Origin of the sequence: Caballeronia sp. LZ028, from assembly GCF_031451415.1 — a bacterium.
GTDB lineage: Bacteria > Pseudomonadota > Gammaproteobacteria > Burkholderiales > Burkholderiaceae > Caballeronia > Caballeronia zhejiangensis.
The window spans coordinates 23387-37462 of the sequence record NZ_JARUXN010000003.1 but is presented as its reverse complement, the minus strand read 5'-3'; the positions used below and the strand labels follow the sequence as shown (position 1 = coordinate 37462).

At 65.2% G+C, this 14076-nt stretch carries 15 protein-coding genes; 6 read left to right on the top strand and 9 right to left on the bottom strand.

From position 1 onward, the window contains the following. Positions 1 to 14: 14 nt before the first annotated feature. The gene (locus QCE58_RS17735) at positions 15 to 812 is read right to left on the bottom strand and encodes an enoyl-CoA hydratase/isomerase family protein (RefSeq protein ID WP_250522120.1); all 798 of its coding nucleotides are present in this window, start codon (positions 810 to 812) and stop codon (positions 15 to 17) included. 304 nt (positions 813 to 1116) lie between these two features. Between QCE58_RS17735 and modA the strand changes: the two genes are divergently transcribed. From modA to modC, 3 genes are read left to right on the top strand one after another with little or no spacing between them, the layout of a single operon-like run. Next, entirely contained in the window at positions 1117 to 1881 is a 765-nt protein-coding gene (gene modA / locus QCE58_RS17730; RefSeq protein WP_250522183.1) for a molybdate ABC transporter substrate-binding protein, read from the top strand. Positions 1882 to 1889: 8 nt separating this feature from the next. Then, a complete protein-coding gene (gene modB, locus QCE58_RS17725; protein WP_175982081.1) occupies positions 1890 to 2570 on the top strand; it encodes a molybdate ABC transporter permease subunit in 681 nt (226 codons plus the stop codon). Between the two features lie 19 nt (positions 2571 to 2589). Further along, entirely contained in the window at positions 2590 to 3708 is a 1119-nt protein-coding gene (modC, locus tag QCE58_RS17720) for a molybdenum ABC transporter ATP-binding protein (protein ID WP_250441201.1), read from the top strand. Here the strand turns inward: modC and QCE58_RS17715 are convergent. Continuing rightward, complete coding sequence (locus QCE58_RS17715; RefSeq protein ID WP_175982083.1) at positions 3697 to 4284, bottom strand: NUDIX domain-containing protein; 588 nt, start codon at positions 4282 to 4284, stop codon at positions 3697 to 3699. The genes modC and QCE58_RS17715 overlap by 12 nt on opposite strands. 78 nt (positions 4285 to 4362) lie before the next feature. Between QCE58_RS17715 and QCE58_RS17710 the strand changes: the two genes are divergently transcribed. The 3 genes from QCE58_RS17710 (at position 4363) to QCE58_RS17700 (ending at position 6223) form a co-directional block, all read left to right on the top strand. After that, positions 4363 to 5118, top strand: coding sequence for a DeoR/GlpR family DNA-binding transcription regulator (locus QCE58_RS17710; protein WP_008347169.1), 756 nt, complete (start codon positions 4363 to 4365; stop codon positions 5116 to 5118). A 173-nt stretch (positions 5119 to 5291) separates the two neighbouring features. After that, the gene (locus QCE58_RS17705) at positions 5292 to 5642 is read left to right on the top strand and encodes a hypothetical protein (RefSeq protein WP_033535906.1); all 351 of its coding nucleotides are present in this window, start codon (positions 5292 to 5294) and stop codon (positions 5640 to 5642) included. A 50-nt stretch (positions 5643 to 5692) separates the two neighbouring features. Further along, entirely contained in the window at positions 5693 to 6223 is a 531-nt protein-coding gene (locus QCE58_RS17700) for a YMGG-like glycine zipper-containing protein (RefSeq protein ID WP_033535907.1), read from the top strand. Positions 6224 to 6232: 9 nt separating this feature from the next. Here QCE58_RS17700 and QCE58_RS17695 read toward each other — a convergent pair whose 3' ends face one another. From QCE58_RS17695 to QCE58_RS17665, 7 genes are all read right to left on the bottom strand, one after another. After that, a complete protein-coding gene (locus tag QCE58_RS17695; protein WP_250522119.1) occupies positions 6233 to 6760 on the bottom strand; it encodes a hypothetical protein in 528 nt (175 codons plus the stop codon). Positions 6761 to 6778: 18 nt separating this feature from the next. Continuing rightward, positions 6779 to 7531 (bottom strand): lipoyl protein ligase domain-containing protein, encoded by a 753-nt coding sequence (locus QCE58_RS17690; RefSeq protein ID WP_250458098.1) that lies wholly within the window; start codon positions 7529 to 7531, stop codon positions 6779 to 6781. Positions 7532 to 7640: 109 nt separating this feature from the next. Then, positions 7641 to 8765, bottom strand: coding sequence for an acetoin dehydrogenase dihydrolipoyllysine-residue acetyltransferase subunit (locus tag QCE58_RS17685; protein ID WP_008347159.1), 1125 nt, complete (start codon positions 8763 to 8765; stop codon positions 7641 to 7643). Then, positions 8765 to 9781: an alpha-ketoacid dehydrogenase subunit beta gene (locus QCE58_RS17680; protein ID WP_250522118.1), complete on the bottom strand. Its 1017-nt coding sequence runs from the start codon at positions 9779 to 9781 to the stop codon at positions 8765 to 8767. Before QCE58_RS17680 ends, QCE58_RS17685 begins: the two co-directional genes overlap by 1 nt. An 18-nt stretch (positions 9782 to 9799) precedes the next feature. Beyond that, the gene (locus tag QCE58_RS17675) at positions 9800 to 10795 is read right to left on the bottom strand and encodes a thiamine pyrophosphate-dependent dehydrogenase E1 component subunit alpha (RefSeq protein WP_008347155.1); all 996 of its coding nucleotides are present in this window, start codon (positions 10793 to 10795) and stop codon (positions 9800 to 9802) included. Positions 10796 to 10828: 33 nt separating this feature from the next. Continuing rightward, a complete protein-coding gene (locus QCE58_RS17670) occupies positions 10829 to 11884 on the bottom strand; it encodes an ATP-NAD kinase family protein (RefSeq protein ID WP_008347154.1) in 1056 nt (351 codons plus the stop codon). Between the two features lie 191 nt (positions 11885 to 12075). Further along, positions 12076 to 14052 carry a sigma-54-dependent Fis family transcriptional regulator gene (locus QCE58_RS17665; protein WP_250522117.1) on the bottom strand — a complete coding sequence of 659 codons (1977 nt, stop codon included), beginning with the start codon at positions 14050 to 14052 and terminating at the stop codon, positions 12076 to 12078. Positions 14053 to 14076: the final 24 nt, after the last annotated feature.

The window sequence follows — 14076 nt, the reverse complement described above, 5'->3', positions numbered from 1 at the left end:
ATTCCTCCGGTGCTTCAAACGAGCCAGGACGGCTTGCGCTTCTCGAGGAAGCTGCGCACGCCTTCGCGCCCCTCGTCCGATGCGCGGATGCGCGCGATGCGCTCCGCCGTCTCGCCGATCGACGATTCGTCGATCTCCTTGCCCGCGAAATCCGCGACGAGCTTCTTGCATTCGCGCACGGCGTTCGGACTGTTCGCGGCGATGCTCGCGGCGATCGCTTCGACGCGCGCATCGAGCTGATCGGCGGCGACGGCTTCGTGCACGAAACCGAGACGCAGCGCTTCGGCGGCATCGAAGCGCTCGGCCGTCACGAAATAGCGATGCGCCGCGCGCGCGCCCATCGCGCGGATCACGTACGGCGCGATCGTCGCGGGCATCAGGCCGAGCTTCGCTTCGGAGAGACAGAAGTGCGCCGTGTCCGCCGCGACCGCGATATCGCACACGGCGACGAGTCCCATGCCGCCCGCGTAGGCGTCGCCCTGCACACGCGCGATGACCGGCTTCGAGCAGGCGTAAATCGTGTTGAGCATGGTGGCGAGACCGAGCGCATCGGCGCGATTTTCCGCTTCCGAATAGCCCGCCATGCGCTTCATCCAGTTGAGGTCGGCGCCCGCGCAGAATGCCGGACCGTTCGCGGCAAGCACGATGACGCGCACGTTGGCGTCGTCGTCGAGCGCGCGGAAGGCGGCGGTCAGCTCGACGATGGTCGCGTCGTCGAAGGCGTTGCGCACGTCGGGGCGATCGAGCGTCACGCGCGCGACGTGGCCTTCGATGCCGAGCTTCAGGCGTTGCAGATTCCTTGCATCGGTCATGCTTCGTCTCCTGCGCGCTCGAATTGAGCGCGGCTCAGTTTATCGTGGCTGGCAATTTACCTTTCGGCGATAAGTTTCATCGGAAAACATGAAAACGGTCAACTCATATCTTTGAGTGTCACTCACAATGAGTCCATCAAACAATCATCCGACGAGTCGCGCCGAAACCCATGCACCGACGCAATATACTCGTATATATTACGGTGCTCGCCGGACCCTACGGCCACACGCTCGCGGCCTCCAACGCGCCGCCTGAAGTCGTTCCATAAGCAGAATTTCAACTCGGTTCAAGGAGCTTTACGTGATGACTCGTATTCTGCGCGCTTTGCTTTGCGCGTTCGTTCCGCTCGCGGCGGGCATTGCTTCGGCATCCGCGCTGGCCGGCGAAGTGCAGGTCGCGGTCGCGGCCAACTTCACGGCGCCCGTGCAGGCGATCGCCGCCGACTTCGAGAAAGACACCGGCAACAAGGTCGTCGCATCGTTCGGCGCGACGGGTCAGTTCTACGCGCAGATCAAGAACGGCGCGCCGTTCGAAGTATTCCTCGCCGCCGACGACGCCACGCCCGCCAAGCTCGACAGCGAAGGCGCGACCGTGCCCGGCAGCCGCTTCACCTACGCGACGGGCGCGCTCGCGCTGTGGTCCGCGAAAGACGGCTACGTCGACGATAAAGGCGACGTGCTGAAGAAGAACGCGTTCAAGCACATCGCGATCGCGAACCCGAAGGCCGCGCCGTACGGTCTCGCCGGCTATCAGACGCTCGACAAGCTCGGCCTCGCAGCAGAAATCAAGCCCAAGGTCGTCGAAGGCCAGAACATTTCACAGACGCAGCAGTTCGTCGCGAGCGGCAACGCGGAGCTCGGCTTCGTCGCGCTGTCGCAGATCTACAAGAACGGCAAGGTCACGAGCGGCTCGGCGTGGATCGTGCCGGCGAACCTGCACGAGCCAATCAAGCAGGACGCGGTTATCCTGAACAAGGGCAAGGACAATCCGGTCGCGAAGCAGTTCATCGAGTACCTGAAGGGTCCGAAGGCCGCCGAAGTCATCAAGTCCTACGGTTATCAACTCTAATTTCGCCGATGCCGCTCGATAGCGCCGATCTCCAGGCTATTACGCTGACGCTCGAACTCGCGTCGCTGACAACGGTGCTCCTGCTCGTCGTCGGCACGCCGATCGCGTGGTGGCTCACGCATACGCGTTCGAAACTGAAGGGCGTCGTCGGCGCGGTGGTGGCGCTGCCGCTCGTGCTGCCGCCGACGGTCATCGGCTTCTATCTGCTCGTGCTGATGGGGCCGAACGGTTATGTCGGCAAGATCACGCAGGCGCTCGGTATCGGCTTGCTGCCGTTCACGTTCACGGGGCTCGTCGTCGGCTCGGTGATCTATTCGATGCCGTTCGTCGTGCAGCCGCTGCAGAATGCGTTCGAAGCGATCGGGCGCCGTCCGCTCGAAGCCGCCGCGACATTGCGCGCCGGTCCGTGGGACACGTTTCTCACGGTGGCGCTGCCGCTCGCGCGGCCGGGCATCGTCACGGCGACGATTCTCGGCTTCGCACATACCGTCGGCGAATTCGGCGTCGTGCTGATGATCGGCGGCAATATTCCGGGGCGCACGCGCGTCGTGTCCGTGCAGATCTTCGATCACGTCGAGGCGCTCGAATACGCGCAGGCGCACTGGCTCGCGGGCGGCATGGTGATATTCTCGTTCGTCGTTCTTCTGCTGCTCTACTCTGGCCGACGTTCCGTCACGGCTCATGTCTGAACTCACTTATCAACGCGTGATGCTCGACCGCGCGCATACCCGTTCCGACGAAGCCATCGAAGCGCGCTTTCTCGTCGAGCACGAGGGTTTCGCCTTCGATATCGATCTCGCGCTGCCCGGTCGCGGCGTCACCGCGATCTTCGGCCATTCCGGCTCCGGAAAAACCACGCTGCTGCGCTGTCTCGCGGGACTCGCGCGGCCGCGCGCCGGGCGGCTCGTCGTCAACGGCGAAGTCTGGCTCGACACCGAGCGCCGCATTTTTCTGCCGACGCACAAGCGCCCGCTCGGCTACGTCTTTCAGGAAGCGAGCCTCTTTCCGCACTTGAGCGTGAAGAAGAATCTGCGCTTCGGGCTGGAGCGCGTGAAACCGGCAGAGCGGCGCGTGGATTTGTCGCAGGCGGCGGAATTGCTCGGCATCGCGCATCTGCTGGAGCGCATGCCAGCCGGATTGTCAGGCGGCGAACGGCAACGCGTGGGCATCGCGCGGGCGCTCTTGACGAGTCCGCGTCTGCTTTTGCTCGATGAACCGCTCGCGTCGCTCGATCAAAAACGCAAGCAGGAAATCCTGCCGTATCTCGAACGCCTGCACGATGAACTCGACATTCCCGTGATCTACGTGAGCCACGCGCCCGAAGAAGTCGCGCGTCTCGCGGATCATCTCGTGCTGCTCGAAGGCGGCCGTGCGCTTGCGAGCGGGCCGATCGCCGATACGCTCGCGCGGCTCGATCTGCCGCTCGCAATGGCCGACGACGCATCGGTCGTGTTCGAGGGAATCGTCGACGGATACGACAGCAAGTACGGCCTGCTCACGCTCGCGCTGCCGGGCTCGCGCGCGAAGCTCGCCGTCGTGCATACGCCTTTGTCCTGCGGCAAGACGATGCGCGTCGCCATCAAGGCGCGCGACGTGAGTCTCGTCACCGGCACGCACGAGCACGAGCGCAGCAGCGTGCTGAACGTGCTGCCCGCGACGGTGATCGGCATCGCGAAGGACGCCCATCCGTCGCAAGCCGTGGTGCGGCTCGACGTCGACGGCTCGCCGCTGCTCGCGCGCGTCACGCGTTATTCGCTGGACCGGCTAGGCATCGTCGAAGGCATGCGCCTGTGGGCGCAGGTGAAGACGGTGTCGCTACTCGCCTGAACGCGCCGCGAGCGCGGCGTATTGCAGCAGCATGATCGTCTTGCCGTCCATGATTTCGCCGCGCTCGATCATCTGCATGGCGGTTTGCAGCGGGACTTCGATCGTCTCGATTTCCTCGCCCTCTTCCTCTACGCCGCCGCCGTCCGAAACGCGCATCGAGCTGTCGTAATCGCCGACGTAGAAATAGAGCTTCTCCGTGACCGATCCCGGGCTCATGAACGCCTCGAAGATCTTCTCGACGCGATGCACGCGATAGCCCGTTTCCTCCTCGACTTCCGCGCGAATGCGCTCTTCGGGCGTGGCGTCGTCGAGCAGGCCGCCGGGCGACTCGATCAGCATGCCGTCGTGTCCGTTGACGAACGCGGGCATGCGGAACTGGCGCGTCAGCAGCACGTTGCCGGTCTTGCGATCGCGCAGCAGAATCGTCGCGCCGTTGCCGCGATCGTAGGTTTCGCGGCTCTGACGCTGCCAGACGCCATCGCGGCGCTGAAAATCGAAAGTCACTTTTCTGAGGACGTACCAGTCGTCCGACAGCACTTCGGTTTTGAGGATGCGGACGCGCTCGCTCGTTTCCATCGGTTCACCCGTTCGACAAGTTGTTGAACTCATGGTAGCGTGCAGTTTCGTGCAATATCAAGAAATTTCGTGCAAACAATGTTGACCAGTCAGCGCAAGAAAGCGATTCTCGATGCCCTCAAACGCGACGGCCAGGTGCTCGCCGCCGAACTAAGCGCACGCTTCGGCATTTCCGAGGACACGGTGCGGCGCGATCTGCGCGAACTCGCGGCCGAAGGGCTGCTGCAACGCGTGCACGGCGGCGCGCTGCCTGCTTCGCCCGCGATCGCGCCGTTCGCGCGGCGCGAGGACATGGAATCGGAGGCGAAGCGGCGCATCGCGAAGAAAGCGGCGGACATGATCGCGCCGGGGCAGATCGCGATCATCGACGGCGGCACGACGTCCGCGCTGCTCGTGCGTCAGTTGCCGGCGAATCTGTCCGCGACGATCGTCACGCATAGTCCGAGCGTCGCCGTGGCGCTGGCGGAGCACGCTTCGGTCGACGTCGTGCTGATCGGCGGCAAGCTCTACAAGCATTCGATCGTCACGGTCGGGGCCGCTGCCGTCGAAGCCATGTCGCACATTCACGCCGATCTCTATTTCATGGGCGTCACCGGCGTACATCCGACGGCCGGCCTCACCACCGGCGATTTCGAGGAAGCGCACGTCAAGCGCGCGCTCGCGGCGCGCGCGGCGGAAACCGTCGTGCTGGCGTCGGCGGCGAAGCTCAACGCGGCGTCGGCCTACAGGATCGGCGGGATCGATCTGGCTCAGACGGTCATCGTCGAGGAAACCGCCGACGCGAAGCTCGTCGAACCGATCGAACGCGCCGGAATCACCGTGCTGCGCGCGTGAATTCACGACACTTTGTTACCGGGTAACGCGCCGAAAAATACGCGCCGTTCCGCATAATTGAAATTCTCCGGCAAAGGGAATAGCGTTCGAGGATGCGCTATGTCAGGTCAACTGCGGAGGTCGGATTTCCGTTAGTGCCATCGACATCGCAAACATTTTTTCTGGAGAAGGACGTGAATCGCCTGAAGGCTTTTATCGCGCTATCGCTGATCGCGAGCGCGGGCGTGACCGCCAACGCGTACGCCTGGGCGCGCGTCGGCGTGTGGGTCGGCGGACCCGTGTATTACCCGTATCCCGTCGCGCCGGCGCCGTATTACTACTATCCGCCGCCGCCCGTCGTCGTTCAGCCTGCCGCGCCGGTTCAATACGTCGAGCAGGGTCAGCCCGCCGCCGATCCGGGCGCGCCCGCGCAGCAGCCAGGCATGTGGTACTACTGCGACTCCGCGAAGGCCTATTACCCGTACGTGAAGCAATGCGCCAACGCATGGCGTCCGGTTCCGGCGACGCCGCCGCCATCGAACTGATGCTGTTCGGCACTTTGAAAACCGATAACCAAGCGAATTCGCAAGAATCCATGAACTACTCGAGGCTTGGCCTTTTACTGGCGGCAATCGGCGTGACGGGCCTTTCGGCCTGCACCGTGATGCCTACCGGCCCCAGTGTGATGGCGCTACCCGGCAGCACCAAAACGTTCGACCAGTTCCGCGCCGATGACAACTCCTGCCGCCAGTTTGCCCTTCAGCAGGTCGGCGGCGTGGACGCCAATCAGGCGGCGACCAACAGCGCGGTCGGCAGCGCGGTCGTCGGCACCGCGCTCGGCGCGGCGGCGGGCGCGGCCTTCGGCGGCGGATCGGGAGCGGCCATCGGCGCGGGCGCGGGCCTTCTGACCGGCAGCGCGTTCGGCGTCGGGGCATCGCAGGCATCGGGCTACAACGTGCAGCAGCGCTACGACTACGCGTATCTGCAATGCATGTACGCCGCCGGCGACAAAGTGCCGGTACGCGGCTCGACCCGCATGGTTCAGCCGTCCGGCGGCGCGTATTCCACCACGCCTCCGCCGCCTCCGCCGCCGCCGGGCTGGCAGCCGCCGCCCGGAACTTACTGACAGACTGAGTCAATGCCGCACGCGCCGGTCATCGCCGCCGGCGGCGAGCGGCGCATCGGGCACGAACGACGGTGCCACGAGCAAGCCCGTCACCCAGCCGATATAAAACCGCAAGTCGCTCCAGAACTCCGATCGCTCATACACGCGAAACGCCTGTATGTGCGCGAGCCATAGCACGAGTTGCAGCGCGCCCGTCAGCACGAGCCAGGCGAGCGCGATCACGCCGGTCGCGCGGGCGCAGCGCCTGAACGTGAACGCATCCCACTGTTCCCGCACGATGAGACATCCCGCGATCAGCACGGCTATCGTGGGAATCGCGCTCGTCACGAGCACATGCGCGCTCCAGCCGAATATCACGCCGACCAGCAAACCGACGATGATCGACAGCGCCGCAATCGGCCACGCGATCCACGACGGCGCGCGCGCGGCCATCCACGCAATCGTGATGAAAAACGGCGTGATCGCCCATTGCAGCGCCTGCGCCACGGCCACCCAAAGCGCGAAGAAGAACCCGTTCGAAGCACTTCTGAGCGGCATGGCCACCTCGATGCGTTTTTATTGTTCCGGCGGCGACGCATCCTTCACGCGGTCGATCAATGTCGCGCGCACGCGCTCGCGCAGGTCGGCGGGCATCGAAAAGCATTCGTAGGCGAGCGCCTGCGCAACGGTCACGATCCGCAGTTCTTCGTAGCGGCGTCCGCTTTCGATCATCGCTTCGAAGGCGTTGGCGCGCTCGTTGATTTCGATCGGATCGGCATCGACGAGCAGGACGGCGTGCGCAAGCACCGCATAGAGCGGCTGGTCCTTGTCGCCGTGCGGCACGCGCCGCCAGTACTGCGCCGTGCCCGCGATCTTGCGGGCGTCGTCGCCGGGGCCCCAGGCGAGATTGAAGCGGCCGTCGCAGAAAGAACCTTCGACCGCCTGCCAGTGCGTCAGCACGCCGAGCGAGCTGAGCGCATCGGCGAGAATCCGGCACAGATGCACGTAGACGGTTTCGGACAGCGCGCCCATCGGCGCGCGCACCGGATACGCGAGGCTCAGATTGAGCACGCCCGGACCCTGCGGAACGAGACCGCCGCCGGACAGACGCAGCCACACGGGACAGCCGCGCGCAGCAAAAGCCTCGCGCGCGTCGGCGAGCGCCGCGTAACGCTGATAGCTGCGCGGCACGACGAGCGATGCAGGCGCGTCCCAGACATGCGCGACGGCATCGCCCGCGGCCGCGCGCGCGAGGAGCGCTTCTTCGGCTTGCAGCGGATCGTGCGGATCGCCGGAAAGCGCGGCGGGATCGATCAGTTGGAAGGGCATGGCATCGAAGGAATGACGCGCCGACGCAGACGCGATCCCGACATGGTAGTCAAGAACGCGCGGGCGCGCCGCGACGGTGTCCTGCTCCGCCGCGGCGCGCGCCGGACGATCAGCCGCCCTTGCCTACGTGCTCCTTCAACAACGCGTTGACTTCGTTGGCCTTCTCCATCTGACTCATGTGCCCGGCGTCGTCGAACACGCGAACGGTCGCGCCTTCCGGTGCATGCTTCGCGTGCGCGGCGGGAATGATCTGGTCCTTTTCGCCCCAGATCACGAGCACCGGCTTGCCCGACGCAGCCAGCTTGCCGCCCGGCAGCGCGCTCTGCTTTCCGCCCGCGAACAAGCCGCCGTTGAGCGATGTCAGCGCGTCGCTGACGCCGTCGAGCCGCTTGTACTTCAGGAGATCGTCGAGCATCTGGCGGCTGACGAGTTCGGGATTCGCGAACAGCAGTTCGACCACCGGTTTCAGCTCGCGACGCGATTCGGCCGTGACGAAGCCTTCGGTGTACGCATTGTTCACTTCATCGCCGAAGCCGGCAGGCGATATGAGCGACACGGACTGCACGCGCGACGGCTGGTCGACGGCCATCTGCGCCGCGATGCCGCCGCCCATCGAATGGCCGACGAGATGCGCCGCTTCCAGACCCACGGCGTCCATGAACTTGCCGACGAACGCGGCCAGCGCTGCCAGAGACGTTCCAGGCACTTTAGGCGTCGATTGTCCGTGGCCCGGCAGATCCAGCGCGAATACGCGGTTCCTTTCGGCGAGCGCATCGAGGTTGAACAGCCAGTTGTCGAGATCGCCGCCGAAGCCGTGGATGAACAACACCGCGGGCCGGCTCGCATCGTCGCCGCCGCGCGAGGCGTAGCGCACGCGGATGCCATCGACATCGACGAAGTGATACGCCGCCGCTTCCTCGCCCGCTTCCTCATCTTCGGCGGGCGTGACGTAGGACGAAACGTACGCGTCGATATCGGCGTCGCTCACGTCGGACGGCGCGAGCACGCCGAGCAGCGCCTTGACCGGCAGCGTATCGCCCGCCGACGCGACCCGCCGACGCAGCAAACCCGCGTCGGGCGCTTCGACGGCGTTGGCGATCTTGTCGGTTTCGACATCGAGGATCGGCATGCCGACGGTAATCTCCGTGCCCTCCTCCACGAGCCATTCGTTGACCGTGCCTTCCTTCATCGACAAGCCCCATTTGGGCATCACGATCGGTGTGATTGCGGCCATCAGTACTTTCCTCCCTTCATGGTTTTTCGTGCGGCGTCGGCGATCTGCGCGGCGCTCGGTATGTAAAGATCTTCGAGCGTCGGCGAGAACGGCACCGGCGTATGCGGTGCGCAGACCATCTGGATGCCCGCTTTCAGCGCGCCGAACGCCTGCTGCGCGACCTGCGCGGAAATATCCGTGGCGATATTGCAGCGCGGGTTCGCCTCATCGACGACGACGAGCCTGCCCGTGTTCTCGACCGTCTCCAGCACCGTATCGAGATCGAGCGGCGACAGCGTGCGCAGATCGACGACTTCCGCTTCGATGCCTTCCTTCGCGAGCGTCGCGGCCGCCTCCAGCGCGCGATGCACCATCAAGCCGTACGTGACGATCGACACGTCCTTGCCGTCGCGCACGACGTTCGCTTCGCCGAACGGAATCGCATACGAGTTCTCGGGCACTTCGCCTTCGAAGCCGTAGAGATTCTTGTGCTCGCAGAAAATGACCGGATCGTTGTCGCGGATCGCCTGAATCAGCAGTCCCTTCGTGTCGTAAGGCGTCGAAGGGCACACGACCTTCAGCCCCGGAATGTGCGTGAACAGCGAGGTCAGCATCTGGCTATGCTGCGCGGCCGCGCGAAAGCCCGCGCCGACCATCGCGCGGATCACGACGGGCGTTTCCGCCTTGCCGCCGAACATGTAGCGGAACTTCGCCGCCTGATTGAAGATCTGGTCGAAACACACGCCCATGAAGTCGATGAACATCAGCTCCGCGACCGGACGCATGCCGCACGCCGCCGCGCCGATCGCCGCGCCCACGTATGCCGATTCCGAGAGCGGCGTATCCAGAAGGCGATCGCCGTGCTTCGCGTACAGACCTTTGGTGACGCCGAGCACGCCGCCCCACGCGTCTTTCTCGCCGTCCGCGCCTGCGCCGCCGACGATGTCCTCACCCAGCACGATCACACTCGGATCGCGCGTCATTTCCTGATCGATGGCTTCGTTGATCGCCATCTTCATGCTCAGTTTGCGGGCCATGGTGTTTGTCTCCTCGAATCAATATTTGACGTAGACATCGGTGAGCAGATCGGCGGCGGTCGGCAAAGGCGCGTCCTTCGCTTCCTGCACCGCGCGGTCGATCAGCGCGGCGACCTCCTTGTCGATCGCGTCGAGTTCTCCCGGGGAGATCACGTCGGCTTGCGTGACGGCAGCCGCGAACTTCTTCAGGCAATCCTTGTTCGAGCGGATATCGTCGATTTCGCCGGGCGCGCGGTAGGTCTGCGCGTCGCCTTCGAAGTGACCGTAGAAGCGGATCATCTTGCATTCGAGCAGCGCCGGCCCGCCGCCTTCGCGCGCGCGTTTGATGACCTCGCCCGCCGCTTCGTACACCGCGAAGAAATCGGTGCCGTCGACGGTCACGCCCGGAATGCCGAAGCCCGCCGCGCGATCGACGTAGCTATCGACGGCCGTGCCGTAGTCGCGCGCGGTCGATTCGGCATAGCCGTTGTTCTCGATCACGAAGATCACCGGCAGGTTCCACACGGCCGCGAGATTCAGGCTTTCGAGAAACGTGCCCTGGTTCGACGCGCCATCGCCCGCGAACGTGATGCCGACTTCGCCCTTGCCGCGAAACTTCGCCGCGAGCGCCGCGCCGCAGATCAGCGGCGCGCCCGCGCCGAGAATGCCGTTCGCGCCCATCATCCCTTTCGACAGATCGGCGATATGCATCGAGCCGCCCTTGCCGTTGCACGAGCCGCCTTTCTTGCCGTAGATCTCCTTCATCATCGCGACCGGATCGACGCCTTTCGCGATGCAGTGTCCATGTCCACGATGCGTGCTCGCGATGCGGTCGCCATCGTTCAGATGCGTCATGATGCCGACGCCCGCCGCCTCCTCGCCCGCGTACAGGTGCACGAAACCGGGAATGTCGCCGCGTCCGAAATCGACGTGCAGGCGCTCTTCGAAATCGCGGATCGTGCGCATCTTGCGATACGCGCTCAGCAGTTCGTCCTTGGAGAGCGGCAAGCCGCCCGCATGTTGCGTCGCTGTCATCTCTGTCTCCTTTGATGTCTTCCGTGGGTTGGCCTAGCGGGTGTGGCTGCTGGACTGACGCATCAGCCCGGACGCCGCCGCGTAACGCATGCACGCGGCGACATCGATGCTGCGAAAAGCGCTTTCCCTGAGCGTGACGCTCACTTCGTCGCCGGGTCCGAAGGCGAGCTCGCGTTCGCCGTCGAGCGCGACGATGCCGCTCTTCTGCTTCACGCGATGCGGCACGCCGTCGGCGAGGCGCGTCCAGTTCGCGATCGGCACGGGTTCGACGAGGCCGGGCGCGATCGGCGCGTGCAGTTCGAATTCGCAGTCGCCTGGTCTGCCGAGCTCGATCGCGAGTCCGCCCTTGTCGTGCCGCCCGAGCGGTTCGAGCAGACCGGCGATCGCCGACATGCCGATCGCCTGCGGATCGGCGTAAGAGACGTAGACGGCGGCGAGCGTGTCGATCTTCCACAGCGCCCGCGCGCCGATGAAATGCTCGTGCGAAATCACGGCATCGACGAGCGCGATGTCGCGGCGCACGCTGCCTTTCGCATCGCGAATTTCGATGTCGAGCAACTTGTTCGACGCGAGCGCTTGGCGCGCGGGGACGCGGCCCGTTGCGTAGAGCCCCGTCGCAAGTCCGGAGATGGTCGGCTCCCGCATTTCCGGATAGGCGTTGTTCGTGCCCGTCGACAAGCCTGCGATCGGCACCTGGCCGCACTCGCGCACGACCGCGCGATGCGTGCCGTCGCCGCCGAGCACGATGAGCGCATCGGCGCCGGCGTCGTGCATCATGCGCGCGGCGCGAAACGTGTCGTCGACGCGCGCGGTCACGGGCATGTCGAGGAATTCGACGTGAGCGAGCGCGGCGTCCGGACCTTGCTTGCGCGAAAGATGCCGTTGGAGCATGACCTTGAGACCTTCGCGGTCCGGCATCATCAGCACGCGCGAAGCGCCGCACGACGCGAGCGACGACAGCAGCCGCAACACGATATTCACGCGATCCGCGAGCTGCAGGCTGTTCGCATTCGCGATGACGCGCCGGATGTCCCGCGCCGAAACAGGATTGGCGATGATGCCGACGAGCGGCGCCGCGCTGTCACGCATGCCAGTGTCTCCGTTGTGTGTTTTGTGCGGCGGATAAAGGCAAGCGCCATGCCAATCTGAAGACGGCTTTCGCGCGCGAAAAAGCGAGGGATTACCCGCGGAAATCGGGCGCTTTGGAGGGTGTACGGGGCGCCGCCGTGACAGGTGTCACAGCGGCAGGTGTATCGGCGGGAGTACAGGCGTATCGCGCGTTAGTGACCCGCGTCGCGCTGATTCGGCGACTTGATGCCGTAGCGCGCCATGCGCCGGTAAAGCGTCATGCGGCTCACGCCGATCTGCCGCGCGACCGCGCTCAGATTCCAGCTCGCCGCGCGCAGATACTGCATCAGCAGCATGCCTTCGGGCGGCAGCCGATGCGGATCGAAATCCCCGACGACGGCGCGCGCCGGCTCGGCTTCGACTGGCGTCGGCGCGCCGTCGAATCCTTCCGGCAGATCATCGACATCGATCGAACCGTTCGCGCACACCGCGCGCGCATAGCGCAGCACGTTGCAAAGCTCGCGCAGATTGCCCGGCCACTCATGCCGATGCAGCCGTTCACGCGCCGCCGGCGTCAGCGTGACCGCGCCTTCGAGCAGCTTGTCGACGAGCCAGTCGAGATCGCTTCGTTCGCGCAGCGGCGGCAGCGTGAAGCGCGCGCCGTTCAGGCGATAGTAGAGATCCTCGCGGAAGCGTCCGTCGTGCATGAGCGCGTCGAGCGAATGATGGGTGGCGGAAATCACGCGCACATCGACCGATACGGGCCGCGACGCGCCGATCGCGAGCACTTCGCCTTCGGCCAGTACGCGCAGCAGCCGCGATTGCAACTCGCGCGGCATGTCGCCGATTTCATCGAGAAAGAGCGTGCCGCCGTCCGCTTCCTGAATGAGCCCGCGCTTGCCTTTCGCGCCCGCGCCCGAAAAGCTGTTCGGCAGATGCCCGAACAATTCGCTTTCGATGAGCGTCTCCGGAATCGCCGCGCAATTCACCGCGACGAACGGCCCCGCGCGCCGCGCGCTCGCGCGATGCAGCGCCTTCGCGAAAAACTCCTTGCCGCTGCCGGTTTCGCCATTGACGAGCAGGTTGATCGGCGAATCGACGAGCTTCGCGGCGCGTTCCAGTTGACGCCTGAGCGCGGCATCGCCACCGCACAGCGCGGCGAGCGGCGCGGGCACTTCCACGCTGCGCGCCGCAGTCGCGTTGGTCGACGGCGTGACGCACGGCGCGGGCGGCATCACGCTCAGATAAAGCAGCGCGCCGGATTTTGCGAGCGGCACCGCGCGCAATTCGCTCGGGCGCGAATAGACGAAGCGGCCCAGCTCTTCGATGCGCGCGTCGAAAAGCGTATCGAACGGCACGCCGATCAGCGACGTCGCCCTTTCTCCCGGCGCGACCGGACGGCCGATTTCGGCGGCGAGCATCGTATGCGCGCGGCGATTGTGTCCGACGATGCGTCCGCTCGCATCGAGCGCGATCAGATATTCGGGGTTCACATCGACGAATTCCGGCGCGGTGTTCAGCTTCAGAATCCAGTCCTGCCGATGCGTGCGCAGAAAATTCGCGTTCTCGATGTGCCCCGCGTAAATCCGCACGAGTTGCAGCGCGAGATTCTGGCTGTCGCGCGCTTGCGGCGACACGAGCGCGGAAATGTCCAGGATCGCGGAAAGCGCGCCGCGCGAATCGTAGAGCGGCGCGGCGGTGCACGTGAGCGGAATGTGCGTGGCGTCGAAATGATCGATCTGATGGACGGTGAGCGCCTGCCCCGTCGTGAGCGCGGTGCCGACCGCGCAGGTGCCCGCGCCCGCTTCGCTCCACTCCGCGCCGAGATAGAGACCCGCGCGGCGCAGCGAGGAATCGGTGTTCGCATCGCCGATGTAATCGACGGTCACGCCGAGCGCATCGGTGAGCAGCACGACATAACCCATGCCCGCGACCTGCTCGTACAAGGCTTCGAGACCGTGACGCGCGATGCGCGCGAAGTCGTCGATGCGCTGCTGATGCTCGCGCAGGCGCGTCTGCGGCAGGATGCGCGCTTCCTGCATGCGCGACGGATCGAGTCCGTACTGATGCACGCAACGCCGCCATGAAGACTGAATGATGCCGTCGTGCGCTCGCGCCGTACCGAGCGCGTCCGCCCGCGTGGTCGCCGCGACGACTGCCTCGATGTGCTCGCGTTGCCGCATGTCCATCGTGCGCTCCTTGGCGTTCTCGTG